The 22,378-nt window shown below is 70.3% G+C and carries 22 protein-coding genes and 1 pseudogene; 10 read left to right on the top strand and 13 right to left on the bottom strand.

Annotated elements, in window-relative coordinates:
• Complete coding sequence (locus V8688_RS19895; protein ID WP_218716595.1) at nucleotides 1-333, top strand: hypothetical protein; 333 nt, start codon at nucleotides 1-3, stop codon at nucleotides 331-333.
• Here V8688_RS19895 and V8688_RS19890 read toward each other — a convergent pair whose 3' ends face one another.
• The 8 genes from V8688_RS19890 to V8688_RS19855 all read right to left on the bottom strand — a co-directional run bounded on the left by V8688_RS19890 (nucleotide 334) and on the right by V8688_RS19855 (nucleotide 8,971).
• On the bottom strand, nucleotides 334-1,083 hold the full coding sequence (locus tag V8688_RS19890) for a DUF427 domain-containing protein (protein WP_316573401.1): 750 nt from the start codon (nucleotides 1,081-1,083) through the stop codon (nucleotides 334-336).
• A 115-nt stretch (nucleotides 1,084-1,198) separates the two neighbouring features.
• The gene (locus tag V8688_RS19885; protein ID WP_342801436.1) at nucleotides 1,199-2,455 is read right to left on the bottom strand and encodes an MFS transporter; all 1,257 of its coding nucleotides are present in this window, start codon (nucleotides 2,453-2,455) and stop codon (nucleotides 1,199-1,201) included.
• Nucleotides 2,456-2,472: 17 nt separating this feature from the next.
• Nucleotides 2,473-2,925: a MarR family transcriptional regulator gene (locus V8688_RS19880; RefSeq protein WP_218716597.1), complete on the bottom strand. Its 453-nt coding sequence runs from the start codon at nucleotides 2,923-2,925 to the stop codon at nucleotides 2,473-2,475.
• A gap of 126 nt (nucleotides 2,926-3,051) precedes the next feature.
• Entirely contained in the window at nucleotides 3,052-4,224 is a 1,173-nt protein-coding gene (locus tag V8688_RS19875) for an acyl-CoA dehydrogenase family protein (RefSeq protein WP_342801435.1), read from the bottom strand.
• A gap of 67 nt (nucleotides 4,225-4,291) precedes the next feature.
• Nucleotides 4,292-5,305, bottom strand: a complete 1,014-nt coding sequence (locus V8688_RS19870) for an acyl-CoA dehydrogenase family protein (RefSeq protein ID WP_316573403.1) — start codon at nucleotides 5,303-5,305, stop codon at nucleotides 4,292-4,294.
• A 106-nt stretch (nucleotides 5,306-5,411) separates the two neighbouring features.
• On the bottom strand, nucleotides 5,412-6,554 hold the full coding sequence (locus V8688_RS19865; RefSeq protein ID WP_218716600.1) for an acyl-CoA dehydrogenase family protein: 1,143 nt from the start codon (nucleotides 6,552-6,554) through the stop codon (nucleotides 5,412-5,414).
• Nucleotides 6,555-7,424: an enoyl-CoA hydratase gene (locus V8688_RS19860; protein ID WP_218716601.1), complete on the bottom strand. Its 870-nt coding sequence runs from the start codon at nucleotides 7,422-7,424 to the stop codon at nucleotides 6,555-6,557.
• Nucleotides 7,421-8,971, bottom strand: a complete 1,551-nt coding sequence (locus V8688_RS19855) for a FadD3 family acyl-CoA ligase (protein WP_218716602.1) — start codon at nucleotides 8,969-8,971, stop codon at nucleotides 7,421-7,423. The genes V8688_RS19860 and V8688_RS19855 overlap by 4 nt, the downstream gene beginning before the upstream one ends.
• Before the next feature lie 55 nt (nucleotides 8,972-9,026).
• Here V8688_RS19855 and V8688_RS19850 point away from each other — a divergent pair, with 55 nt between their 5' ends.
• The 4 genes from V8688_RS19850 (at nucleotide 9,027) to V8688_RS19835 (ending at nucleotide 12,890) form a co-directional block, all read left to right on the top strand.
• On the top strand, nucleotides 9,027-10,214 hold the full coding sequence (locus V8688_RS19850; protein ID WP_218716603.1) for an acyl-CoA dehydrogenase family protein: 1,188 nt from the start codon (nucleotides 9,027-9,029) through the stop codon (nucleotides 10,212-10,214).
• Nucleotides 10,211-11,008: an SDR family oxidoreductase gene (locus tag V8688_RS19845; RefSeq protein WP_218716604.1), complete on the top strand. Its 798-nt coding sequence runs from the start codon at nucleotides 10,211-10,213 to the stop codon at nucleotides 11,006-11,008. The genes V8688_RS19850 and V8688_RS19845 overlap by 4 nt, the downstream gene beginning before the upstream one ends.
• 63 nt (nucleotides 11,009-11,071) lie before the next feature.
• The gene (locus V8688_RS19840; RefSeq protein WP_218716605.1) at nucleotides 11,072-11,683 is read left to right on the top strand and encodes a TetR/AcrR family transcriptional regulator; all 612 of its coding nucleotides are present in this window, start codon (nucleotides 11,072-11,074) and stop codon (nucleotides 11,681-11,683) included.
• 46 nt (nucleotides 11,684-11,729) lie between these two features.
• Nucleotides 11,730-12,890 carry an acetyl-CoA C-acetyltransferase gene (locus V8688_RS19835; protein ID WP_342801440.1) on the top strand — a complete coding sequence of 387 codons (1,161 nt, stop codon included), beginning with the start codon at nucleotides 11,730-11,732 and terminating at the stop codon, nucleotides 12,888-12,890.
• Nucleotides 12,891-12,944: 54 nt separating this feature from the next.
• Here V8688_RS19835 and V8688_RS19830 read toward each other — a convergent pair whose 3' ends face one another.
• Entirely contained in the window at nucleotides 12,945-13,280 is a 336-nt protein-coding gene (locus V8688_RS19830) for a hypothetical protein (RefSeq protein WP_218716606.1), read from the bottom strand.
• Nucleotides 13,281-13,467: 187 nt separating this feature from the next.
• Between V8688_RS19830 and V8688_RS19825 the strand changes: the two genes are divergently transcribed.
• Together V8688_RS19825 and V8688_RS19820 are read left to right on the top strand one after the other, a co-directional pair.
• The gene (locus V8688_RS19825; protein WP_342801434.1) at nucleotides 13,468-15,429 is read left to right on the top strand and encodes a molybdopterin-dependent oxidoreductase; all 1,962 of its coding nucleotides are present in this window, start codon (nucleotides 13,468-13,470) and stop codon (nucleotides 15,427-15,429) included.
• A gap of 82 nt (nucleotides 15,430-15,511) precedes the next feature.
• Nucleotides 15,512-15,976 carry a hypothetical protein gene (locus V8688_RS19820; protein ID WP_342801433.1) on the top strand — a complete coding sequence of 155 codons (465 nt, stop codon included), beginning with the start codon at nucleotides 15,512-15,514 and terminating at the stop codon, nucleotides 15,974-15,976.
• Nucleotides 15,977-16,116: 140 nt separating this feature from the next.
• Here V8688_RS19820 and V8688_RS19815 read toward each other — a convergent pair whose 3' ends face one another.
• The 4 genes from V8688_RS19815 to V8688_RS19800 form a co-directional block, all read right to left on the bottom strand.
• Nucleotides 16,117-17,202, bottom strand: a complete 1,086-nt coding sequence (locus V8688_RS19815) for a nitronate monooxygenase (protein WP_342801439.1) — start codon at nucleotides 17,200-17,202, stop codon at nucleotides 16,117-16,119.
• Between the two features lie 71 nt (nucleotides 17,203-17,273).
• Nucleotides 17,274-18,074, bottom strand: coding sequence for a CoA-transferase (locus tag V8688_RS19810; RefSeq protein WP_218716609.1), 801 nt, complete (start codon nucleotides 18,072-18,074; stop codon nucleotides 17,274-17,276).
• Nucleotides 18,071-18,949, bottom strand: a complete 879-nt coding sequence (locus tag V8688_RS19805) for a CoA-transferase (RefSeq protein ID WP_218716610.1) — start codon at nucleotides 18,947-18,949, stop codon at nucleotides 18,071-18,073. Before V8688_RS19805 ends, V8688_RS19810 begins: the two co-directional genes overlap by 4 nt.
• A gap of 5 nt (nucleotides 18,950-18,954) precedes the next feature.
• Nucleotides 18,955-19,719, bottom strand: coding sequence for an enoyl-CoA hydratase family protein (locus V8688_RS19800; protein WP_218716611.1), 765 nt, complete (start codon nucleotides 19,717-19,719; stop codon nucleotides 18,955-18,957).
• A 69-nt stretch (nucleotides 19,720-19,788) separates the two neighbouring features.
• Between V8688_RS19800 and V8688_RS19795 the strand changes: the two genes are divergently transcribed.
• The 3 genes and pseudogenes from V8688_RS19795 to V8688_RS19785 all read left to right on the top strand — a co-directional run.
• Complete coding sequence (locus tag V8688_RS19795) at nucleotides 19,789-20,565, top strand: SDR family oxidoreductase (protein WP_218716612.1); 777 nt, start codon at nucleotides 19,789-19,791, stop codon at nucleotides 20,563-20,565.
• A 137-nt stretch (nucleotides 20,566-20,702) separates the two neighbouring features.
• Nucleotides 20,703-21,617: an SDR family oxidoreductase gene (locus tag V8688_RS19790; protein ID WP_316573407.1), complete on the top strand. Its 915-nt coding sequence runs from the start codon at nucleotides 20,703-20,705 to the stop codon at nucleotides 21,615-21,617.
• Between the two features lie 201 nt (nucleotides 21,618-21,818).
• Nucleotides 21,819-22,378, top strand: a pseudogene (locus V8688_RS19785) (hypothetical protein); the annotation flags it as partial.

Below are 22,378 nucleotides of genomic sequence, written 5' to 3'. Positions count from 1 at the left end.
ATGTCACCGACCTGGGCCAAGGCACCCGACTTCGCCGATCAGCCCGTGCGGCAGGCCGCGGTACGGGCCCAGACCACGGTCGACAAGCAGCACTATCTGGACGAGGGCCTGACACCGTTGCGGTGTCAGGCCTGCCAGTCCGAGGTTCTGGTGCGCAAGTCCAGCGCGCACCAGACCTCGGTGCAGTGGACCGAACGACCGGACACGCACTGCCCGGTCTTCGCCCAGCTCAGCGCGCACGGCGCGCGGCCGGGCAGGCCGGAATCGTGCCCGTCGCTGGAGAAGTCCATCAAGTGGGCGGTCGACGAGGGCGTGCTCGAGATCCCCGAATGATCAGCTGAACGGGGAGTGCGGGCGGTCCTGGCGGACGCCGTCGAGGTAGATGTCGACCTTCTCGTTGTAGAAGCACGCCAAGCCGGCGATCTTCTGGCTCTCCGGCAGCGGCGTGCGATAGATCCACACGATGTCGCGGTGCTCGGTGCCGTCGACATCGACGTGCCAGTAGTCGGCCGTGCCCTTGTACGGGCAGCTGGTGTGCGTGTCGGAGGGGGTCAGCAGATCCATCCGGACATCGGGTAGCGGCAGGTAGTACCGTGCGGGCAAGCCGGTTTCGAAGAGGATGCGCGGCGAGGACGAGTCGGCGACGGTGACGCCGTCGATCTCCACCCGTACATTGCGCGAACTGCCCAGGATGTCGACCCGGGAATACGGGTCACGGGGGTGGACGAAGATCGGTTCGTCCTCCTCGAACCAGTCGAACCTCGCGAAGTCGAGGCGGACAGCGTCTTTCAGGTCCGGCAGCGGTGAGTCGAGGTAGCGCAGCGCTGCTCCGTCGGCGCGCAGGCCGCCGCAGGCCACGTCGTAGCCGGTGCCTTCGCCACGGCTGGGGGAGTGTTCGTCGATCCCGTTCGGTGCCAGATCCGCTCTGACATCGGTCAGCGGGACGTAGTAGGTCGGGTAGTAGGGGATCTCCCAGACCAAGAGGGGCCGCAGCGTGTCGGCTACCAGTCTGCCGTCGAGATAAGCCCGCACGCGCTTGTGCGCCTGCTCGACCCGGACGCGCCCGCGCTTGTCGTCGCTCATGTGCTCGACGCTACGCCGCGACCGCGCCGCCGCTCGATTCCCAGCCGCGCCCGCCCGACCCCGAGGCGGGCCAGGCCGACGCCGTCGACCTCGAGCGCGCCAGCGCTCCAATGACTCAATCGCCGACGGTGATGGCCTGTGCTTCCTCGACGCTGTGCGGCGCCGGGTCGTGGTCGTCGATGTGAGCCAGGGCGTTGCGGCCGACGAACAGCGCCGCGACGGCGGCGGCGGTGCAGGCGGCGCCGAGCCAGAACGGCAGCGAGACGCTGTGCTCGCCGAGCTTGCCCGCCACCCACGGCGCCGCGGCGCCACCGGCGAACCGGACGAAGCTGTAGGCCGCCGAGGCGGTGGAGCGCTCGACCGGGGCGGAGATCATCACGGCCTCGGTGATCAGCGTGTTGTTCACGCCGAGGAACAGGCCGGCGATGACGACGCCGACGATCAGCACGGCCTTGTGCTCGGTGAACATGCCCATCACGGCCAGGTCGGCGGCGAACAGCGCCAGCGACAGCGCCATCATCGGCAGGGTGCCGAAGCGCGCCTGCAGTTTCGGCGCGAGGAACACCGAGGCCAGCGCCAGCAAGATGCCCCAGCCGCAGAAGATGAAGCCGATCGCGTAGGTGCCCATGTCCAGCGGGAACGGGGTGTAGGCGAGCAGGGTGAAGAAGCCGAAGTTGTAGAGCAGCGCGGTGATGCTCACGGTCAACAGACCCTTGTGCCGCAGCGCCTTGAACGGCGCGCTGATCGAGGTCGGCTCGGCCGGCTTGGGCATCTCGGGCAGCAGCACGACGATCGCGATGAAGGCCACGGCCATCAGCACCGAGACGCCGAAGAACGGTCCGCGCCAGCTGATGCCGCCGAGCAGGCCGCCCAGCAGCGGGCCGGTCGCGATGCCGACGCCGAGCGCGGCCTCGTAGAGGATGATCGCCTTGGCGACGCCGCCGGTGGCCGCGCCGACGATGGTGGCCAGCGCCGTCGCGATGAACAGCGCGTTGCCCAGACCCCAGCCCGCGCGGAAGCCGATGATCTCGCCGATCGTGCTCGACATGCCCGCCAGCGCGGCGAACACCACGATGATCGCCAGGCCCGACAGCAGCGTCTTCTTGGCGCCGAAGCGGCTGGAGACGACTCCGGTGATCAGCATGGCGACGCCGGTGACGGCCATGTAGCTGGTGAACAGCAGCGAGACCTGCGACGGGCTCGCGTGCAGCTGTTCGCCGATCGGCTTGAGGATGGGGTCGACCAGGCCGATGCCCATGAACGCGATCACGCTCGCGAAGGCGACGGCCCAGACGGCCTTGGGTTGTCCGGCGGAGGAGGTGGTTGCGGCGGCGGCGGTATCGTCGGCGCGAGTCAACGGGGAAAGGCTCACTGGCGCTCCTGGTTGCATCACTGATGACCGCGGGCAACCGCACGCAGGGCTGTCAGCAGGTCGTTCATGTCGGTGTCGAGCCGGATCAGGCGATCGAGATCGAAGTCGGCCAGTCCGGGCGCCATGGCGGCCGCGAAGGCACGCCTGGCCTCGACGAGGCGGTTCCGGCCCGCCGGGGTCAGTTCGATGAGAACCGCCCTGGAGTCCTGCGGGTCCCTGGTGCGGGAGGCGAAGCCGTCGGCGACGAGCCGACCGATCAGCGCCGTTGCCGCCGGTTGGGAACATCGATCGATCCGGGCGAAGTCGCTGACCCGCAGGCCGCCGTGTTCGTCGAGCACGGCGAGGGCACGCAGGACCGCGCGGGGCAGATCGTCGTCGCTGATCGCCCCGGCGAGCCGGGTGAGCCGTCCGGCAGTGACCAACAGGTCGACCACGATGTCGTCCGGGGAGGGCTGCTCTGGGGGCTGCACGAAGAATATTATTGCATAAGCTAACTATCTAAATCCAGCGATCCGCGCTCCGGGACGGTGACATCTCGCACAACATGCCGAAAGCCCTGGTCGCGGGGCTGCGACCAGGGCTTTCGATGGGTGCGGTCAGGCGGCCGCGACCGGGCGACGGCCGGTGCCGAAGAGCTCGGCGGTGGCGTGGGCCCGCTTGAAGTACAGGTGGGCGTCGTGCTCCCAGGTGATGGCGATGCCGCCGTGCAGCTGGATCGTCTCGGCGGCCACGTGCGTGAACGTCTCGGTGCAGTGCTTGCGGGCGACGTAGACGTCCTCGGCGGCCGAGTCGCTGTGCTCGGCCACCGCCTGGGCGGCGGCCAGCGCAGTCGACTCGGCCGACTCCACCAGCACGTACATATCGGCCATCCGGTGCTTGAGTGCCTGGAAACTGCCGATCGGCCTGCCGAACTGCACGCGCGAGGCGGTGTANGGGGCCCCCCGCCCCCCCCCCCCCCCCGACTCCACCAGCACGTACATATCGGCCATCCGGTGCTTGAGTGCCTGGAAACTGCCGATCGGCCTGCCGAACTGCACGCGCGAGGCGGTGTAGGCCACCGTCATCTCCAGGCAGTGCCTGGCCGCGCCGACCTGCTCGGCGGCGAGCGCGGCCCAGGCGATCTCGCGCAGACGGGCGCGCAGGGCCGCCGGGTCGGCCGTGCCGATCCGCGTCGCCGGGGTGTCGGTGAAGGCGATCACGGCCAGCTTGCGGGTCGGATCGAGGGCAGGCGTCGGGGCGACGACGACGCCGGGAGCGTCGGCCGCCGTCTCGAACAGGCCGTCCTCGGTGAGCACGAGCAGCAGGTCGGCCTGGGCGCCGTGCAGCACGTAATGCGCCGCGCCGTTGAGCTTTCCGTCGCTCGCGTCGACACCCGAGGAGTCCCAGCCCGCGGCGTCGGCCCAGCACAGCGCGGCGGTGCGGGAACCGTCGGCCAGGTCCGGCAGCAGCCGGGCGCAGGCCTGCTCGTCGCCCGCGAGCAGGATCGCCTGCACGCCGAGCACGGCGGAACCGAGCATCGGCACCCCGGCCAGGGTCCGGCCCAGTTCGCCCACCACCATCAGCGATTCGACCAGTCCGGCGCCCGCGCCACCCCATTCCTCGGGCACCGCGAGCGCGGCGACGCCGACCTGCTCGCACAGCATGGTCCACAGCTTCGGGTCGTACCCGAGGTCGGTGTCCATGGCCGCGCGCACCGCGGCGGGCGTGGCGTGCTTGGCCAGCAGCGCGCGGACGGAGGTGCGGAATTCGAGTAGTTCATTCGATGACATGGGGTTCCTCGGCAGAGTCGGTGATGGTCACCGCGTCGGTGGGTACGGGGAGTGGCATCCGCTCGCCTCAGACCGCCGCGGGTTCGGCCGCGCGCAGCGCCTCCGCGATGCGGCCGCGGTGGAAATCGGCGGTGCCCCAGGCGGTGCGCAGCGCCGCCACCTTGGTGATCCACAGCGACAGGTCGCATTCGGCGGTGTAGCCGATCGCGCCGTGCACCTGCAGACCGGCGCGGGAGGCGCGGTGAGCGGCATCGCCGCAGGCCACGAGGGCTGCCGACACGTCGCGCGCGCGATCGTCGGAGTCCAGCGTGAGCGCGGCGCGGTAGAGCAGCGGCTCCGCCAGATCCAGGGCGATCAGGACATCGGCGAGCTGCTGCTTCACGGCCTGGAATTCGCCGATCGCGCGACCGAACTGCTTGCGCTGCTTGGCATAGGTGGTGGTCTGGTCGAGCAGCGCGCGGCCCGCGCCGAGCAGCTGGGCGGCACAGGCGAGGACGCCGAGGTCGAAGGCGTAGCCGATCGCGTCCGCGACGTCGTCGGCCACGGTCTCCTCGGCCTCGACGGCGACCAGCTTGCGAGCCGGGTCGATCGAGGCGAGCGGACCGACCGAGGCGGTGCGGCGGCCGACCGACAGCCGCGCGCCGTCCGCGACCAGCACCAGATCGGCGACATCGGCATCGAGGGTGATGCCGCGGTGCGTGCCGCCGAAGCTGACGGTGCCGAGCAGCGCGCCGCCGGCGAGCGCGGGCAGCCAGCGCCGCGCCGGCTCGGCGTCCGGGAGACGCTGCAGCAGTGCCGGAATCACCGCGGCCGATTCGATCACCGGGCCCGGCGCCGCGGCCCGGCCCAGCTCGACGAGTGCGACGACGAGGTCAACGGGAGTGGCTTCGGCGCCGTCGTACTGCTCGTCGACGATCAGGCCGAAGGCACCCATCTCGGCGACCTGTCGCAGCAGCGCGGTGCCCTTGGCGGGGTCGCCCGCCGCCCAGGCGCGGGTCGCGGCCGGTACCTGCGCGGCGTCGAGGACCTTGCGCAGTTCGGCGGCGAAGTCCAGCTGTTCGGTGGCGAGTGCGAACTTCATCGCGGAACTCCTGTGGTCGAACGGGTGGCTGCCCGGTACGCGACCGGGCGGCGGTGGGTATTCGGCGCGCCCAGCGGCCGGGCGGGCGGACCCGAGGTCGGGCGGTTCATCGCTTGCTCTCCCGCGGCAGGCCCAGGATGCGCTCGGCGATGATGTTGCGCTGGATCTCGTTGGTGCCGGCGTAGATCGGGCCCGACAGCGAGAACAGGTAGCCGTCGGTCCACGTGCCGGTCAGCTCGGCGGCGGGGCCGAGCAGGTCGAGCGCCGTCTGGTGCATGGCGATGTCGAGTTCGGACCAATACACCTTGGTGATCGAGGACTCGGCGCCGAGCTGGCCGCCGTCGGTCAGCCGGGTGACGGTGCCGAAGGTGTGCAGCCGGTAGGCCTCGCTGCCGATCCAGGCGTCCACCACGGCATTGCGCGCGGCGGTGTCGCTGGGTTCGGTCGTCTCGGTCCACAGGTCGATCAGCCGCTGCGCGGTCGCGCTGAACCGGCCGGGGCTGCGCAGCGACAGGCCGCGCTCGTTGCTCGAGGTCGCCATCGCGACCCGCCAGCCCTCGTTCGGGGCGCCGATCACGTCGCGGTCGGGGACGAAGACGTCGTCGAGGAAGATCTCGGCGAAGCCGGGCTCGCCGTCGAGCTGCGGGATCGGCCGAACGCTCACGCCGTCGGCCGAGAGCGGGAACATCACGTAGGTCAGGCCGTGATGACGCTGCGCCTCGGGGTCGCTGCGGAACAGGCCGAAGGCCCAGTCGGCGTAGGTGGCGCGCGAGCTCCAGGTCTTCTGGCCGTTGAGGATCCAGCCGCCCTCGGTGCGGCGCGCGGTCGAGCGCAGGCTCGCCAGGTCGCTGCCCGATTCGGGCTCGGACCAGGCCTGGGCCCAGATGTCGTCACCGCGCGCCATCCGCGGCAGGATCCGGGCCAGCTGCTCGGCGGTACCGTGCTCGAACAGGGTCGGGGCGAGCAGGAAGATGCCGTTCTGGGCGACGCGCCCCGGCGCACCCGCCGCGTAGTACTCCTGCTCGAACAGCACCCACTCGAGGATGGAGGCGTCGCGGCCGCCGTACTCGGTGGGCCACGACACCGCCGAGAGGCGGGCCTCGGCCAGCGTGGCCTCCCAGGCGCGATGGGCTTCGAAGCCCGCCGCGGTGTCCATGGACGGCAGCGGTTCGCTGGGGACGTTGGCGGCGAGGAACTCGCGCACTTCCAGCTGGAACTCCCGGACTGCCGGGTCGATCTCGAGGTCCACTTATTTCGTCCCGTTCTGTTCGGTCGCGGCGCCCTTCATCGAGCGGGCGGTCATCCCGCCGAGCGAATCGGCGCCGACTTCGGCGTTGTGCGCGTGTGCGAAATGGTGCAGCCCGAAGACCGAGTCCATGCCGGAGCGCATGCCCATCAGGTCTTCGGCCTGGTTGACGGCCTTCTTGGTGAGCGCGAGCCCGAACTGCGGCATGGCGGAGATCTTCTCGGCCAGCGCCATCACCTCGGATTCGAGGTCCGCGCGCGGCACGACCCGGTTGACCATGCCCCACTCCTTGGCCTGGGCGGCGTCGAACCGGTCACCGGTGAAGAGGAACTCCTTGGCCGCGCGCGGACCCATCACCCACGGATGCGCGAAGTACTCCACACCCGGAATACCCATGCGGACAACGGGATCGGAGAAGAAGGCGTCCTCGGAGCAGACGATCAGGTCGCACACCCAGGCCAGCATCAGCCCGCCCGCGATGCAGGCGCCCTGCACCATCGCGACGGTCGGCTTGGGGATCTCGCGCCAGCGCCGGCACATGCCCAGGTACACCTCGGACTCGCGGGCGAAGCGCTGATCGCCGCCCGCGCGGTCCAGATGGTCCCACCACAGCGCGGCCTTGTTCTCGTAGTGCACGTCGTGGTCGCGGCCCGGGGTGCCGATGTCGTGGCCCGCGCTGAAGTGTTTCCCGTTGCCCGCCAGCACGATCACCTTGACCTCGGGGTCCTCGACGGCCCGCACGAACGCGGCGTCGAGGGCGTAGGTCATCTTCGAGTTCTGCGCGTTGCGGAACTCGGGCCGGTTCATGGTGACGACGGCGACCGATCCGCGCACCTCATAGGTGACGACCTCGGCGTCGGTTTCGGGACTCACGACTTCTCCTCACGTAGCTCACGCTTGAGCACCTTGCCCGCCGCGCTGTAGGGCAGCTGGTCGCGGAACTCCACGAGCCGGGGCACTTTGAAATTGGCCAGGGTGGACGCGGCGAAGGCGATCACCTCGTCCGCGGTCAGCGTCGAGCCGGCCTTGCGGACGACGACGGCCTTGCCGACCTCGCCCATCCGCTCGTCCGGCACCCCGATGACCGCCGATTCGGCGACACCGTCGAGCCGGGCCAGGGTCTGCTCGATCTCGGCGGGATACACGTTGAACCCGCCGGTGATGTACATGTCCTTGAGCCGGTCGGTGATCTTCAGGTAGCCGCGCTCGTCGACGACGCCGATGTCGCCGGTGTGCAGCCAGCCGTCGGCGTCGATGGCCTCGGCGGTGGCCTCGGGGTCGTCGAGGTAGCCGAGCATCACGTTGGGGCCGCGCAGCAGCACCTCACCGGCCTCGGACAGGCGCAGCTCGAAGTCGGCGATCGGGCCACCGCAGGTGTTGGCGATGGTGGCCGCGTCGTCCTCGGGTCGGCACATCGTGCCGAAACCGGCCGACTCGGACAGCCCGTAGGCGGTGATGACCACCTCGAAGTCGAGGTCCTCGCGCATCCGCTCGATCAGCACCACCGGCACCGTCGCCGCGCCGGTGACCGCCACCCGCAGCGAGGACAGATCGCGCTCGCCGCGCTGGGGATGCTCGAGGATGGTCTGGTAGATCGTCGGCGGGCCGGTCAGCACGGTGATCCGCTCGGACTCGATCAGCGCGAGCGCGGCGGGCACGTCGAAGGTGGCCTGCGGCACGATCGTGGCCCCGGTGACCAGGCACGCGAGGATGCCCGCCTTGTAGCCGAAGTTGTGGAAGAACGGCGGGATCATCAGGTAGCGGTCGCCGGTGCGCAGCGTCGAGCACTCGACCCAGCCGCGCACCACGCCCAGTGCCTGCCGATGCGCGACGAGCGTGCCCTTGCTGCGACCGGTGGTTCCGGAGGTGAACAGGATGTCGGAGATGTCGTCGGGGGAGACGGCGTCGGCCCGCTCCTCGCCCGCCTCGGCGGACACGGTCTCGGCCAGTTCCAGCAGCGCCGGCCAGCTCAGCGACGCGTCGTCGGTGGCGGACTCGCCCTCGACCGGGATCACCACGACGGTGCCGATCTCGAGGTCCGGGGCGGCCGCGCGCAGTTCGGCGGCGCGATCGCGGCCGAGGAACGGCCCGGCGACGAACAGCGCCTTCGCGTTCACCCGGACCAGCACGTCGGCCGCCTCGGCGGCGACATAGCGGGTGTTGAGCGGCACCAGCGCGGCGCCGACGGAGTGCGCGGCCAGCGCCGCGACCACCCAGTGGTGGGTATTGGGCGCCCACATCGCGACCCGGTCGCCGCGGTCGATACCGCGGGCGATCAGGGCGCGGGCGGCGATCCGGACCTGGTCGAGCAGGTCGGACCAGGTCAGGCGGGTCGCGCCGTCGATCAGGGCCGGCTCGTGCGGATGCGCCGCGGCGACGTCTCGCAGTGCCTGCGGGGTGGTCTGTGCAGGGGTTGTCACGGGGTCCTCACCAATCGGCTAACAAAGCAAGTGCTTGGTAGGTTATCCTACCGAGGTGGGCGTGATCCAGACCTCAGATTCCGATACCGCGACCTCCGACGCGGAGTTTTGCGCGGAAATACGCGACTGGCTGGCCGAAAACCTGGCCGGAGAGTTCCGTGACCTGCGCGGCACCGGCGGGCCGGGGCGCGAGCACGAGTTCTTCGAAGAGCGGCTGGCCTGGGACCGGCACCTCGCCGCGGCGGGCTGGACCTGCCTCGGCTGGCCGGTCGAATGGGGCGGCCGCGGCGCCAGCGTGCGCCAGCAGGTCATCTTCCACGAGGAGTACGCGAAGGCCGACGCGCCCGCGCGGGTCTCGCACGTGGGCGAGGAACTGCTCGGCCCGACGCTGCTGGCCTTCGGTACCGAGGAACAGAAGAAGCGGTTCCTGCCGGGCGTGCGCTCGGTCGGCGAGCTGTGGTGTCAGGGCTACTCCGAACCGGGCGCCGGCTCCGACCTGGCCGCGGTGAGCACCACCGCGCGCCTGGACGGCGACCGGTGGGTGATCAACGGCCAGAAGATCTGGACCTCGCTCGCGCACGTCGCCGACTGGTGCTTCGTCATCGCGCGCACCGAGAAGGGGTCGAGCAGGCACAAGGGCCTGTCCTATCTGCTGGTGCCGATGAATCAGCCGGGCATCGAGGTGCGCCCGATCGAACAGCTCACCGGCACCTCCGAATTCAACGAGGTGTTCTTCGACGACGCCGTCACCGAGGCCGACCTGGTCGTCGGCGAACCGGGCGACGGCTGGCGCATCGCCATGGGCACGTTGACCTTCGAGCGCGGCATCTCCACGCTCGGTCAGCAGATCCGCTTCGCCCGCGAACTCGCCGACATCGAGGCCCTGGCCCGGCGGACCGGCGCGGCCGACGACCCGCTGATCGCCGAGCGCATCGACAACGCCTGGGTCGGCCTGCGGGTCCTGCGCGCGCACGCGCTGCGCACCATGAGCGAGGACGTCGACGACGCCGGTGGCGCGTCGGTCTCGAAGCTGTTGTGGGGCAACTGGCATCGCGGACTCGGCGAACTCGCCATGGCGGTGCAGGGCGCCGCCGGGCTGGTCCTCGGTCCCGACGACATGACCGCATGGCAGCGGCTGTACCTGTTCAGCCGCGCCGACACGATCTATGGAGGTTCGAACGAAGTGCAGCGCAACATCATCGCCGAGCGTGTGCTCGGCCTGCCGCGGGAGGCCCGCCCGTGACCGGTCCGCTCTCCGTCCCGCCGCCGTCCATCCCCGGCCACGGCCTGCTGACCGGCCGTAAGGCCGTCATCACCGCCGCGGCGGGCACCGGCATCGGCTCCGCCACCGCGCGCAGGCTCCTGGAGGAGGGTGCTGACGTCGTCGTCTCCGACTGGCACGAGCGCAGGCTCACCGAGACCGCCGAGCTGCTCGCCAAGGAGTTCCCCGAGCGCAAGGTCGGCGCCGTGGTGTGCGATGTCCGCGACACCGCGCAGGTGAACCAGCTGCTCACCGACGCCGCCGCCGAACTCGGCCGGATCGACGTCATGGTCAACAACGCGGGCCTCGGCGGTGAGACGCCGGTCGTCGACATGACCGACGAGCAGTGGGACCAGGTCCTCGACATCACCCTGACCGGCACCTTCCGCTGCACCCGCGCCGCGCTCGGGTACTTCCGCTCGGCGGGCCACGGTGGCGTGATCGTCAACAACGCCAGCGTGCTCGGCTGGCGCGCGCAGCACGGCCAGGCGCACTACGCTGCCGCCAAGGCCGGCGTGATGGCGCTGACCAGGTGCAGTGCGGTGGAGGCCGCCGAGTTCGGGGTGCGGATCAACGCCGTCGCGCCGAGCATCGCGCGGCATCCGTTCCTGGACAAGGTCAGTTCGACCGAGCTGCTCGACGCCCTGAGCGAGCGGGAAGCCTTCGGCCGCGCCGCCGAGCCGTGGGAGGTCGCGGCGACGATCGCCATGCTGGCCAGCGACTACACCTCGTACCTGACCGGCGAGGTGGTCTCGGTGAGCAGTCAGCGCGCATGATGGGCGGCCCCCGAGCGCGGAGTTTCCGGAAACCAAGCAAATGCTTGGTTGTAGGATGACGTTGTGACCGCATCCGACACCGTGAAACGTTCTCGCCGCACCGAGCTCCTCGACCTCGCCGCGAACCTGTTCGCCGAGCGTGGACTGCGCGCCACCACGGTGCGGGACATCGCCGACTCGGCGGGCATCCTCTCCGGCAGCCTCTACCACCATTTCGACTCCAAGGAGTCGATGGTCGACGAGATCCTGCGCGGCTTCCTCGACGACCTGTTCGGCCGCTACCGCGAGATCGCGGCCGCCGGACTGAGCTCGCGAGAGACCCTGGAAGCCTTGGTGATCGCCTCCTACGAGGCCTTCGACCGGCACCACGCCGCGGTCGCCATCTACCAGGCCGAGGCCAAGAACCTGCGCGATGTGGAGCGTTTCGCCTACATCCGCGACTTCAACACCGAGTTCCGCGACCTGTGGCACCGGGTGCTCACCGCCGGCGTCGCCGACGGCAGCTTCCGGCCCGAACTCGACGTCGAACTGGCGTTCCGCTTCCTGCGCGACACCGTGTGGGTCGCGGTGCGCTGGTACACCCCCGGTGGCCCGATCACCGTGCAAAGCCTTGCTCAGCAATATCTCACCATCGTGCTCGACGGGCTGACCGTGCCCGGGAGCACCGCGAAATAGGAGTTCCATCATGACCGCATCCGCCGAGCGCCGCCCCTATACCCCGCTGCGGGAGGCCTATGTGATCGATGCGGTGCGTACCGCGGTCGGCAAGCGTGGTGGCGCGCTGGCCGAGGTGCACTCCGCCGATCTCGGCGCGGCCGCGCTGCGTGGTCTCGTCGAGCGCACCGGCATCGACCCGGCGATCGTCGACGACGTCATCGTCGGCTGCGTCGACAACCTCGGCCCGCAGGCGGGCAACATCGGCCGCACCATGTGGCTGGTCGCGGGGTACCCCGAAGAGGTGCCCGGCGTCACCGTCGACCGGCAGTGCGGTTCCAGCCAGCAGGCGATCAACTTCGGCGCGCAGGCCATCATGAGCGGCACCGCCGAGGTCATCGTGGCGGGCGGCGTGCAGAACATGAGCGCCATCCCGATCGGCGCCGCCATGCTCGCGGGCAAGCCGTACGGCTTCGAGTCCTCGTTCATCGGCGCGAAGGGCTGGGATTCGCGCTACGGCACCGGCGAGGTCTCCCAGTTCAAGGGCGCCGAGATGATCGCCGAGAAGTGGGGCATCACCCGCGAGGACATGGAGCGCTGGGCGCTGCAGAGCCACGAGCGCGCCAAGGCCGCCATCGCCGCGGGTCGCTTCGACAACGAGATCGTGCCGGTCGGCGACTTCACCGTCGACCAGGGTCCGCGCGAGACCAGCCTGGAGAAGATGGCGAGTCTGCAGCCGCTGTCGGAGGGCAGCCCGCTCACCGCGGCGGTCGCCAGCCAGATCTCCGACGGCGCCAGCGCCACCCTGCTCGCCTCGGAGTGGGCGGTCAAGGAATACGGCCTCACCCCGCGCGCCCGCATCCACCACGTCAGCGCGCGCGGCGCCGACCCGATCTTCATGCTCAGCGCGCCGATCCCGGCCACCCAGTGGGCGCTGGAGAAGACCGGCCTGGCCATCGACGACATCGATGTCATCGAGATCAACGAGGCCTTCGCGCCCGTGGTGCTGGCCTGGATCAAGGAGATCGGCGCCGATCCGGCGAAGGTGAACGTCAACGGCGGCGCCATCGCCCTCGGGCACCCGCTCGGCGCGACCGGCGCCAAGCTGTTCGCCACCCTGCTCAACGAACTGGAGCGGGTGAACGGCCGCTACGGTCTGCTCACCATCTGCGAGGGCGGCGGCACGGCGAACGTGACGATCATCGAGCGGCTCGACGCGGACAAGTAGTCCGGACGAGTTCTGGTGGTCCTCGGCGGATTTCCGCCGGGGACCACACGTCGTTCACCACCAATAGGTCACCACATCCCATCGCTGGAGCGTGCCCGGGAAGTCGCAGTGCGCCCAGGATTGCTGGCCGTCCCACGCCATGTTGCCGCGGCGTTCGTAGGTGGCCCAGCTGCTGCCGAACCAGCCCCACCACTGCCTGCATTCGATCCGCACCTGATGCCGGATCGGCCAATAACACTGCGAGTACGCCGAGGTGTTGTTGACCGGATAGGCCGAGCATCCCGACGGACCCCATTGCGCCTGGACCGGCGCCGCGCCCATCACCACCCCCGCGCCGAGCAGCGTTGCCGCCGACGCGCTCACCATCAATTTCTTGCCGAACGTTCTCATCTCCTACCTCCCACCAAGCGTGGGGGCACGATGCCCCGACCTGTGGCAGGGCCTCCGCGCGTCTAGATCTCCGGTGATGACGCGTCCGCGAAACCACCCTTACGTGACTTACATCACATTCCAGCCGGTTGGTGTTACCCCTGATCGCCGCCCGGCGGGTGTCGTGCCCCCGGCTTACGATGAACGGGTGAAGGTGCTCGGCGCGTGCCCGCTCGACTGCCCCGACGCGTGCTCGTGGGTGGTGACCGTCGAAGACGGCGAGGCCACCGGGCTGCGGGGGAACAAGGACCATCCGGTGACCCGTGGCGCGTTGTGCGTCAAGGTCAATCGCTATCTCGAGCAGGTCGGCTCGCCCGACCGGCTGCGCTATCCGCTGCGCCGGGTCGGGCCCAAGGGCTCGGGCCGCTTCGAGCGGATCAGCTGGGACGACGCGCTCGACGAGATCGCCACTCGGCTCACCGGCATCGTCGAGGAGTTCGGCGGCGAGGCGATCTGGCCGTTCCACGGCACCGGCAGCCTGGGCTACCTGCAGGGACTCGAGGGTTATCCCGGTCGCCGGATGTTCAACGTCCTCGGTGCCTCGCATCACGCCGCGACGATCTGCTCCGTCGCAGGCGGCACCGGCCTGCGCTACACCCTCGGCACCTCCGGCGGCATGGACCCCGAGGACTTCGCCAAGTCGGAGCTGATCCTGCTGTGGGGCACCAACCCGCTCACCTCCGGTCACCATCTGTGGAAGTTCGTGCAGGACAGCGGCGCCTACCTGGTCTCGATCGATCCCGTGCGCACCAAGACCTCGGAGCGCTGCGACGAGCACATCGCCCCGCTGCCCGGCACCGATGCGGCGCTCGCGCTCGGGCTGCTGCACGTCATCGTCTCGCTCGGCGCGCAGGACGACCGGTTCATCGCCGAGCACACCGAGGGCTGGCCCGAATTCCGCGAGCGGGTCATGGAATTCACCCCGGAGCGCACCGCGGCGATCACCGGCGTGCCGCGGGAGCGGATCGTCGCGCTCGGCGAGCGGATCGCCCGCACCCGGCCGACCGCCATCCGCGCGTCCCAGGGCATGCAGCGGCACGCGGGCGGCGGCATGGCGCTGCGGGTGCTGGCCTGCCTGCCCGGTGTCACCGGCGACTGGGCGATTCCCGGTGGGGGACTGCACTATTCGACCAGCGGTCATTTCCGGCTCGACGACGCGGCGCTGGTCCGCGACGATCTGCTGCCGCATCCGGTGCGCACCCTGTCGATGACCCGGCTCGGCGAGGCCCTGCTCGAGACCGAGGACCCGCCGGTCAAGGCGCTGTTCGTGATCGGCGCGAATCCGGTCGGCTCCAATCCCGATCAGCGCCGGGTGATCGAAGGGCTCTCCCGCGAGGACCTGTTCACCGTCGTGCTCGAACATTTCGGCACCGACACCGTCGATTACGCCGACATCGTGCTGCCCGCCACCATGCAGCCCGAGCACCTCGACGTGATCGCCGGTTACGGCCACCTCTACCTGGTCTGGAACGAGCCCGCCGTCGAGCCGCCGGGCGAATGCCTGTCCACCACCGAGACCTTCCGCAGGCTTTCCCGCCGCCTCGGTCTCACCGAACCGGCGCTCTACGACTCCGACGAGGAACTGGCCAGGCAGCTGCTGAAGGGCCACGACCTCGACCGGCTCAGGGCCGACGGCTTCCTCAAGATCCAGCCCGGCTCGGTCCCGGCGGGCAAGCTGCAATTCGTCTCGGCGCGTGCCGAACTGGCCGGCCACGATCCGCTCCCGGACTACACCCCGCCCGCCGACCCCGGCGAGGGACTGGTGCTGATCTCCGCCGCCTCGCACTACTTCCTGAACACCTCCTTCGGCGGCAATCCCGAATTGCGCCGCCGAGCCGGCGAATCCACCATCACGCTGCACCCCGACGACGCCGCGGCCCGCGGTATCACCGACGGCGAGCCGGTCCTGGTGTCCAACCCGCGCGGGTCGTTCGAGGCGGTGGCCGAGGTCTCGGACCGGGTCCGCCCCGGCGTCGCCGGGACGACGAAGGGCCGCTGGGCCAAGTTCACCAACGGCGCCACCGTCAACGCGACCATCGCCGAACGGGATTCGGACTACGGCGGCGGCGCGGTCTTCCACGACAACCGCGTCGAGGTGCGGCCGCGCTGACGCGGGGTGGTCGGTGCTGGTGATCCGCGACCGAAGGTGCCACGCTGGATCGAACCCGAACGGCGACGAAGGGACGACAGCGATGCATCAGCACCTCGGCCGTGTCGCGATCGTGGCGGCAGCGGCCTGCGGACTACTTCTCGGCACGACGACGGCGGCCTCGGCCGCCACGACGATGGCCCCCACCTACACCCTGGCCACCGGCTGGACCTGCGCAGGGCAGGTCGACGGCACCGCCATTCCCGGCCCCAGCGACTACAGCGGTCCGGGCGAGGCCGCGGTGTATCTGCGCGGCACCTTCTGGAGCGCGACGCCCGGTTCGCACGAGAGCGGCTGCTCGGTCACCGCCACGGTGGACTGGCGCAATCTCGACACCGGTGCGAGCGGTTCGGTCGCGACCGTCGTCGTGGGCGGGCCCGCCGGGCAGACCGGCCCCGCGGTCGGCGTCGTACTGGCCACCGGCCCCGGCCGGATCGAGGCGACCGTGCGCACCACGCCGCTGGCGCATCTACCCGCCACCACGCAGTTCACCGTCTTCGCGCTCTGAGCCGAAAAGCGCACCGGACCCGATGCGCACCTCGTGAGTGCGGCACCGGGTCCGGTGTTCGATCGCCCCAGGGGACCGACGGTTGGCTCTGGGCCGTCGATCGGGGCGAGCTCGGGGAGGGAGCCGGGTACGGCTCCGGGTCAGTGGGCTTCGGCGGCGGGCTCGATGGTCAGCGCCGAGGCGGCCGCGATCCGGGCGACGGCGTCGGTGACGATGCCGTCGATCAACTCGGCCACGGTCGGCAGGCTGTCGATGATGCCGGTGACCTGGCCCGCGGGCAGCACGCCCGCGTCGGTACGGCCCTCGACCAAGCCTGCCTTGGTCAGCATCGCCGAGTTCGCCGCCATCACGACCTGGGACCAGCTCAGGTCCTTGGTCTTGCGCATGGCGAGGCCGTCGCGCATCAGCGTCGACCACTTCATGCCGGTCATGGACTTGAACTTGGCCGCGTTGCCGACCGCGGCGGACAGTCCGCGCCAGCCGCCGGAGTGTTCCAGCTTCTCGACCAGTTCGGTGTTCAGCATCCGGTGCGGCATGCCGTCGACCTTCACCGAAACCACCGTGTCCTGCAGGCCGCGCGCCAGGTACTCCTGCTTCACGGCCTCGGGGACGGTGCTCTCCTGGGTGAGCAGGAAGCGGGTGCCCATCGCGACACCGGCCGCGCCGTAGGACAGCGCGGCGGCCAGGCCGCGACCGTCGAAGAAGCCGCCGGCCGCGACCACCGGGATGTCGACGGCGTCGAGCACCGACGGCAGCAGCAGCGTGGTGGCGACCGGGCCGGTGTGCCCGCCGCCCTCGCCGCCCTGCACGATCACCGCGTCGGCGCCCCAGGAGGCCACCTTCACCGCGTGCTTGGCGGCACCGATCGACGGCACCACCACGACACCGGCGTCCTTGAGCTTGGCGATCAGGTCCTTCTTGGGCGCGAGCGCGAAGGAAGCGACCTTGACCCGCTCGCGGATGAGCAGGTCGATGCGCTCGGTGGCGTCGGTCGCGTCGGCGCGGATGTTCACGCCGAACGGCTTGTCGGTCAGCGACTTGGTCTTGGCGATCGCCGCCTCGAGCTCCTCGTAGGTCATCGTGGCCGAGGCCAGGATGCCCAGGCCGCCCGCGTTGGCGGTGGCCGCGACCAGGCGCGGACCGGCGACCCAGCCCATCCCGGTCTGCACGACCGGATGCTCGATGCCGACCAGCTCGGTCAGCGGAGTCCGCAGCCGCGCGCTCACATTGTCTCCGCTCGGCGTGCTCGGGCGGGCCGCGTGGTCACGCTCGGTTGCCGCCTCCGGCCGCTGACCGCTCACGCCGCCACCTCCTTCTCCCGGAAACCCTTGGGGTCGAGCACGGTACGGATGATCCGCAGCTCTTCCTCGGAGGGCAGCCTGGTCTCGCCCGCGGTGCCCAGCTCGGCGATCTCGAAGGAGGTGTTCTCGGCGACCTCGTCGGCGCTCACGCCCGGGTGCAGCGACAGCGCGCGCAGGGTGTGGTCGGGACCGTTGAAGTCGAACACGCCCAGGTTGGTCACCACGCGGTGCAGGTGATGGAAGCGATAGGCGGGGTTCTCGGGATCGATACGGTCGTAGCCGATGCCGGAGATGATGTCGACCTGGTCGACGAACACCCGCTTGTTGTGCCGGGGCACGAAGTAGCTGGTGGCGTGGTTGATGGTGTTGCCCGGCGCGCCGCGCACCCCGAACATCTGCCGGGTCGGCTGCTGCAGCGGACCGAAGGCCGACAGGTTCTGGTTGCCGAACCGGTCGATCTGGTTGGCGCCCATCACCACGTGCCGACGGCCGGAGGCCACCACGTCGAACACCTTGGAGAACGGAATCCAGCCCTCGACGGGGGCTTTCGCGCCGATCGCCGGAACCTCGGCGAAGAACAGCGCCTCGCCGTCGGACAGCAACAGATCGGGCTCGAAGGTGAGCCGGGCCAGTCGCGCGCCGATGGTGGTGACCGTCGACATCGGGCTCGCCATGATCTCACCGGCCCCGCGGAAGATCTCCGCAGCGGCGACGACGCAGACCTCAGCACGAGTAATGGGCCCGCCCGTCTCCAGGCCGCCACCCTTCACGGAATCGCCTAGCGATGCTGAACTCATTTCTGCTCCTCGGCGAAAGCGTGGACGGCGGCTTGGTATTCGGCTTCGGAGACATCCAGGTAGCGAGCCTTGAACTCGGCCCACGACTCGGGCGTCTGCGCGGCGGCCACGTAGTGCTTCTGGAACTTCTCGTCGCGGCCGTAGCTGCCGGAGAAGGTGAAGTGCGCGCCACCGGGCGACTCGACGACGCCGTCGACCAGCATGCGGTTGAGGATGATCGACTGCTGCGGAACGGCTTTCACCAGTTCCTCGGTCTCGACCAGGCGATCCACCGAGACGTAGCGCCGCTCGGCGGCCAGGCAGTACAGGTCGTCGAAGTACGGGTCGACGCCGGTGTAGGCGGCATTGCCGTGCTTGTCGGCCAGGTCCAGGTGCACGAAGGAGGCGTCGAGGTTCAGCGCGGGCATCGCGACCAGCGTCTCGGTCCGTCCGTCGGCGGCCGGGTACGGCGACTGGATCGTCTTCAGCTCGCCCTCCCAGAAGTCCAGCACCGAGGACCCCAGTCCGGCCCGGATCGGCAGGAACGGCAGCCGGGCCGCCGCGGCCTGCAGACCGCACTTGACCATGCCCTCGTCCATCTCGCGCACGGTGATCGCGCCCTCGGTGCGCGCCTTGGCGAACCACGGATCGTAGAAGGGCGCCGAATCCAGCGAGACGAAGCCGTAGTACGCCTTGCGCACCTTGCCCGCCGAGCACAGCAGGCCCAGGTCGGGGCCGCCGTAGGTGACCACGGTCAGGTCGGTGACGTCCGAGCGCAGCAGCGCGCGCACCAGCGCCATCGGCTTGCGCCGGGAGCCCCAGCCGCCGATGCCGATGGTCATGCCGCTGCGCAGCTCGCCGACGACCTCGTCGAGCGTCATTCTCTTGTCGCGCATGGCGTCTACTTCTCCTTCTTCTGCGCGGCGAGATCGTCGTCGAAACGCGCCCGGATCTCATCGGCGACACCGGCGAGGTTGAGCTCCATGGTGAAGCCCTGCTCGTAGCGGTAGGAGCGGTGGACGTCCTGCACGTCGATGCCGTTGAGTGCGCGCTTGGCGGCCCGGATCACGCGGCCGTCCTTGTTCGCGATGTTCTTGGCGACCTCCATGGCCGCGGCGTCGAGTTCGGCGCGCGGCACCACCTGGTACACCGAGCCGAAGTGGTGCAGCTGCTGAGCGGTGAGCTTGCCCGCGGTGTAGAACATGGTCCGCATCAGGTGCTGGGGGACCAGCCGGGCCAGGTGGGTGGCCGCGCCGAGCGCGCCCCGGTCCACCTCGGGCAGGCCGAAGGTGGCGTCGTCGGAGGCGATGATGACGTCGGAGTTGCCGACCAGGCCGATGCCGCCGCCCAGGCAGAAGCCGTTGACGGCGGTCACCACGGGCACCTCGCAGTCGTAGACGGCCGCGAAGGCGTCGAAGCACCCGTGGTTCGCGCGGATCAGCGCGGTGTGGCCGGTGTCGGCGTTCATCTCCTTGATGTCGACGCCGGCGTTGAAGCCGCGCCCCTCGGCCCGCAGCACGACCACCCGGGTCTCCGGATTACGGCCTGCCGCCCGGACCGCGTCGGCCAGGGCGAACCAACCGTCGGACGGTAGTGCGTTGACCGGCGGGTAGTCGACTGTGACGACTTCGACGCCCTCGGTTTCGGTGTGACGGTTTATCCCCATCGCAAGTCCCATCGTGCGCGCCCCGGCGAACCCGAGACAAAGCAAGCAATTGCTTGGTAGGTTAGCACGGTGGCTGTAGAAATCGACCTTTCCGAGCAGATCGTTCTGGTGACCGGTGGCGTCCGCGGTGTCGGCGCCGGTATCAGCCGGGCCTTCCTCGCCGCGGGCGCGACCGTGCTGACCTGCGCGCGCAGGCCCGCCGACGAGCCGATCACGGTGGGCGAGCGTGGCACGGAGCACTTCTCCTGCGATGTGCGCGATCCCGACGCCGTCGCCGCGCTGTTCGAGCAGATCCTCGATCGGCACGGCCGGGTCGACCATGTGGTGAACAACGCGGGCGGTGCGCCGTTCGCCATGGCCGACGCCGCGAGCCCGCGGTTCCATCAGAAGATCATCGAGCTGAATCTGCTCGCGCCCCTGCTGATCTCCCAGCACGCCAACGCGGCGATGCAGAAGCAGGACGCGGGCGGCTCGATCGTGATGATCACCAGCGTCAGCGGGCACCGCCCGTCGCCGGGCACGGCCGCCTATGGCGCGGCCAAGGCGGGTCTGGACAACCTGGCGTCCTCGCTGGCCGTGGAGTGGGCGCCCAAGGTCCGGCTGAACTCGGTGGTCGTCGGCCCGGTGGAGACCGAACTCAGTCACCTCCACTACGGCGATGCCGACGGGGTGGCCGCCGTCGGCCGGACCGTCCCGCTGGGCAGGCTGGCCAGCCCCGCCGACGTGGGCAGCGCCGCGATCTTCCTGGCCTCCCCGCTGGCCGCGCACATCAGCGGCGCCACCCTGCTCGTCCACGGCGGCGGCGAACGCCCGGCCTTCCTGGACGCCGCCAACGCCAACCACTAGACCCGACCACCTCGGTTTCGGCCGCCTCGCATCCGAGGGGCGGGACGGAACGCCGAAGGCGCAGTGTCGCCCCTCGGATGCGAGGTCACGAGGCCGAAACCCGCGGCGCCAGCCGCCAGAGAAACAGGAGCTTTCCTATGGACGACCAGCAGCAGATCTGCGCGGGCCGCACCGTCATCGTCACCGGCGCAGGCCGCGGGATCGGCCGCGCGCACGCGCTGGCCTTCGCCGCGGCGGGCGCGCGCGTGGTGGTCAACGACGTCGGCACCGCGCTCGACGGCGCCGCGACCACCGAGACCCCGGCCCAGCAGGTCGTCGACGAGATCGTCGCCGCCGGTGGCGAGGCCGTGGCCAACTACGACGACGTCGCCGACTGGGCGGGTGCCCGCAACCTGATCCGGCAGGCCGTGGACACCTTCGGCGGGCTCGACGTGCTGGTCAACAACGCCGGTTTCGTGCGCGACCGGATGTTGGTCAACCTGGGCGAGGACGAATGGGACGCGGTGGTCCGCGTGCACCTCAAGGGCCACTTCGCCACCATGCGGCACGCGGCCGAGTACTGGCGCGGTGAGTCCAAGGCCGGTCGTCCGGTGGACGCCCGCGTCATCAACACCAGCTCCGGCGCCGGTCTGCAGGGCAGCGTCGGGCAGGGCAACTACGGCGCGGCCAAGGCCGGTATCGCCGGGCTCACCCTCACCGCCGCGGCCGAGTTCGGCCGCTACGGCGTGACCGTGAACGCCATCGCGCCCGCGGCCCGCACCCGGATGACCGAGACCGTCTTCGCCGACACCATGGCCGCCCCCGATTCGGGCTTCGACGCCATGGCGCCGGAGAACATCTCCCCGCTCGTCGTGTGGCTCGGCAGCACCGAGTCGGCCGGGGTGACCGGCCGGATGTTCGAGGTCGAGGGCGGCAAGGTGGCACTCGCGCAGGGCTGGCGCCACGGTGCCCCGGTCGACCGCGGCGCCCGCTGGAACCCCGCGGAACTGGGTCCGGTGGTGGCCGAACTGATCGAGAAGAGCACTCCGCCGGAGCCGGTGTACGGCGCATAGCAAACTCCATGAGCGCAGGCCGGGGAAACCTCCCCGGCCTGCGCTTATGGCATGTCACACACGTTCAGGGGGCTGGACGACTCTTGCTCTCTTCTGCGTGGAAGCAGGGGTGGGTTTACTATGGGCTACTGTTCGTCGATCCCGGAATGTGTCGCGACCGGGGGTAATGCTGCGCTGAAATACTAAGGGGATGACAAGCGCATGGCCGTTGGTCGCATCTTGCGCGTACTTGCCGCTGCGAGTGTGCTGGCCGGTTCTGCTCTACTGGGGCCGGCGGTCGCCGTCGCCGCACCGGAAAAACCACCGACTCCCGCCGCTCAGGCGCCCGGGAGCGGCAGCAGTGGCCAGGGCAACGGTGACAGCGGTCAGAACAACGGCGGTCAGCACACCGGCAACGGCAAGCCCGCCGAACTGCGGCTCCCCAGCGGTTCCGGCGGCGGCGAGCAAGGCAACAGCGGCCAGAGCGACACCGGCGCCGATCCCGCCGGCCCGGCCGATCCACCGCACCCCGCGGGTGCGCAGGTCGCCGGCGAGGGTGAGTGGCAGCCGCTGACCATTCCCGGCCAGGTCGCCCAGGACATCCCGAAGAAGGACGTCGCCGGAACCGGGTCCGCCTCGGGTTCCGCGGCTGCCGGTTCCGCGGCGGGCTCGGCCGCCGCGGGCGCCGTCCTCGGCACGGGTTCGGCCGGTCTCGGCCTGCTGCTCGGTACCGGTTCGGCCGGCGTCGGCGCGATTCTCGGCACCGGCTCGGCGGGTGTCGC

The sequence above is a fragment of the Nocardia sp. No.11 genome (assembly GCF_038752175.1).
Taxonomy (GTDB): Bacteria; Actinomycetota; Actinomycetes; order Mycobacteriales; family Mycobacteriaceae; genus Nocardia; species Nocardia canadensis.
Note: the sequence above shows the minus strand (reverse complement) of the source record. Positions and strands in the feature narration are given on the sequence as shown.

What these genes read in the sequence shown, in the direction of transcription:
- V8688_RS19805 (WP_218716610.1), bottom strand. Translation starts at nt 18,949, where the DNA reads ATGCGCGACAAGAGAATGACGCTCGACGAGGTCGTCGGCGAGCTGCGC.
- V8688_RS19790 (WP_316573407.1), top strand. Translation starts at nt 20,703, where the DNA reads ATGGACGACCAGCAGCAGATCTGCGCGGGCCGCACCGTCATCGTCACC.
- V8688_RS19870 (WP_316573403.1), bottom strand. Translation starts at nt 5,305, where the DNA reads ATGAAGTTCGCACTCGCCACCGAACAGCTGGACTTCGCCGCCGAACTG.
- V8688_RS19800 (WP_218716611.1), bottom strand. Translation starts at nt 19,719, where the DNA reads ATGGGGATAAACCGTCACACCGAAACCGAGGGCGTCGAAGTCGTCACA.
- V8688_RS19895 (WP_218716595.1), top strand. Translation starts at nt 1, where the DNA reads ATGTCACCGACCTGGGCCAAGGCACCCGACTTCGCCGATCAGCCCGTG.
- V8688_RS19820 (WP_342801433.1), top strand. Translation starts at nt 15,512, where the DNA reads ATGCATCAGCACCTCGGCCGTGTCGCGATCGTGGCGGCAGCGGCCTGC.
- V8688_RS19810 (WP_218716609.1), bottom strand. Translation starts at nt 18,074, where the DNA reads ATGAGTTCAGCATCGCTAGGCGATTCCGTGAAGGGTGGCGGCCTGGAG.
- V8688_RS19830 (WP_218716606.1), bottom strand. Translation starts at nt 13,280, where the DNA reads ATGAGAACGTTCGGCAAGAAATTGATGGTGAGCGCGTCGGCGGCAACG.
- V8688_RS19890 (WP_316573401.1), bottom strand. Translation starts at nt 1,083, where the DNA reads ATGAGCGACGACAAGCGCGGGCGCGTCCGGGTCGAGCAGGCGCACAAG.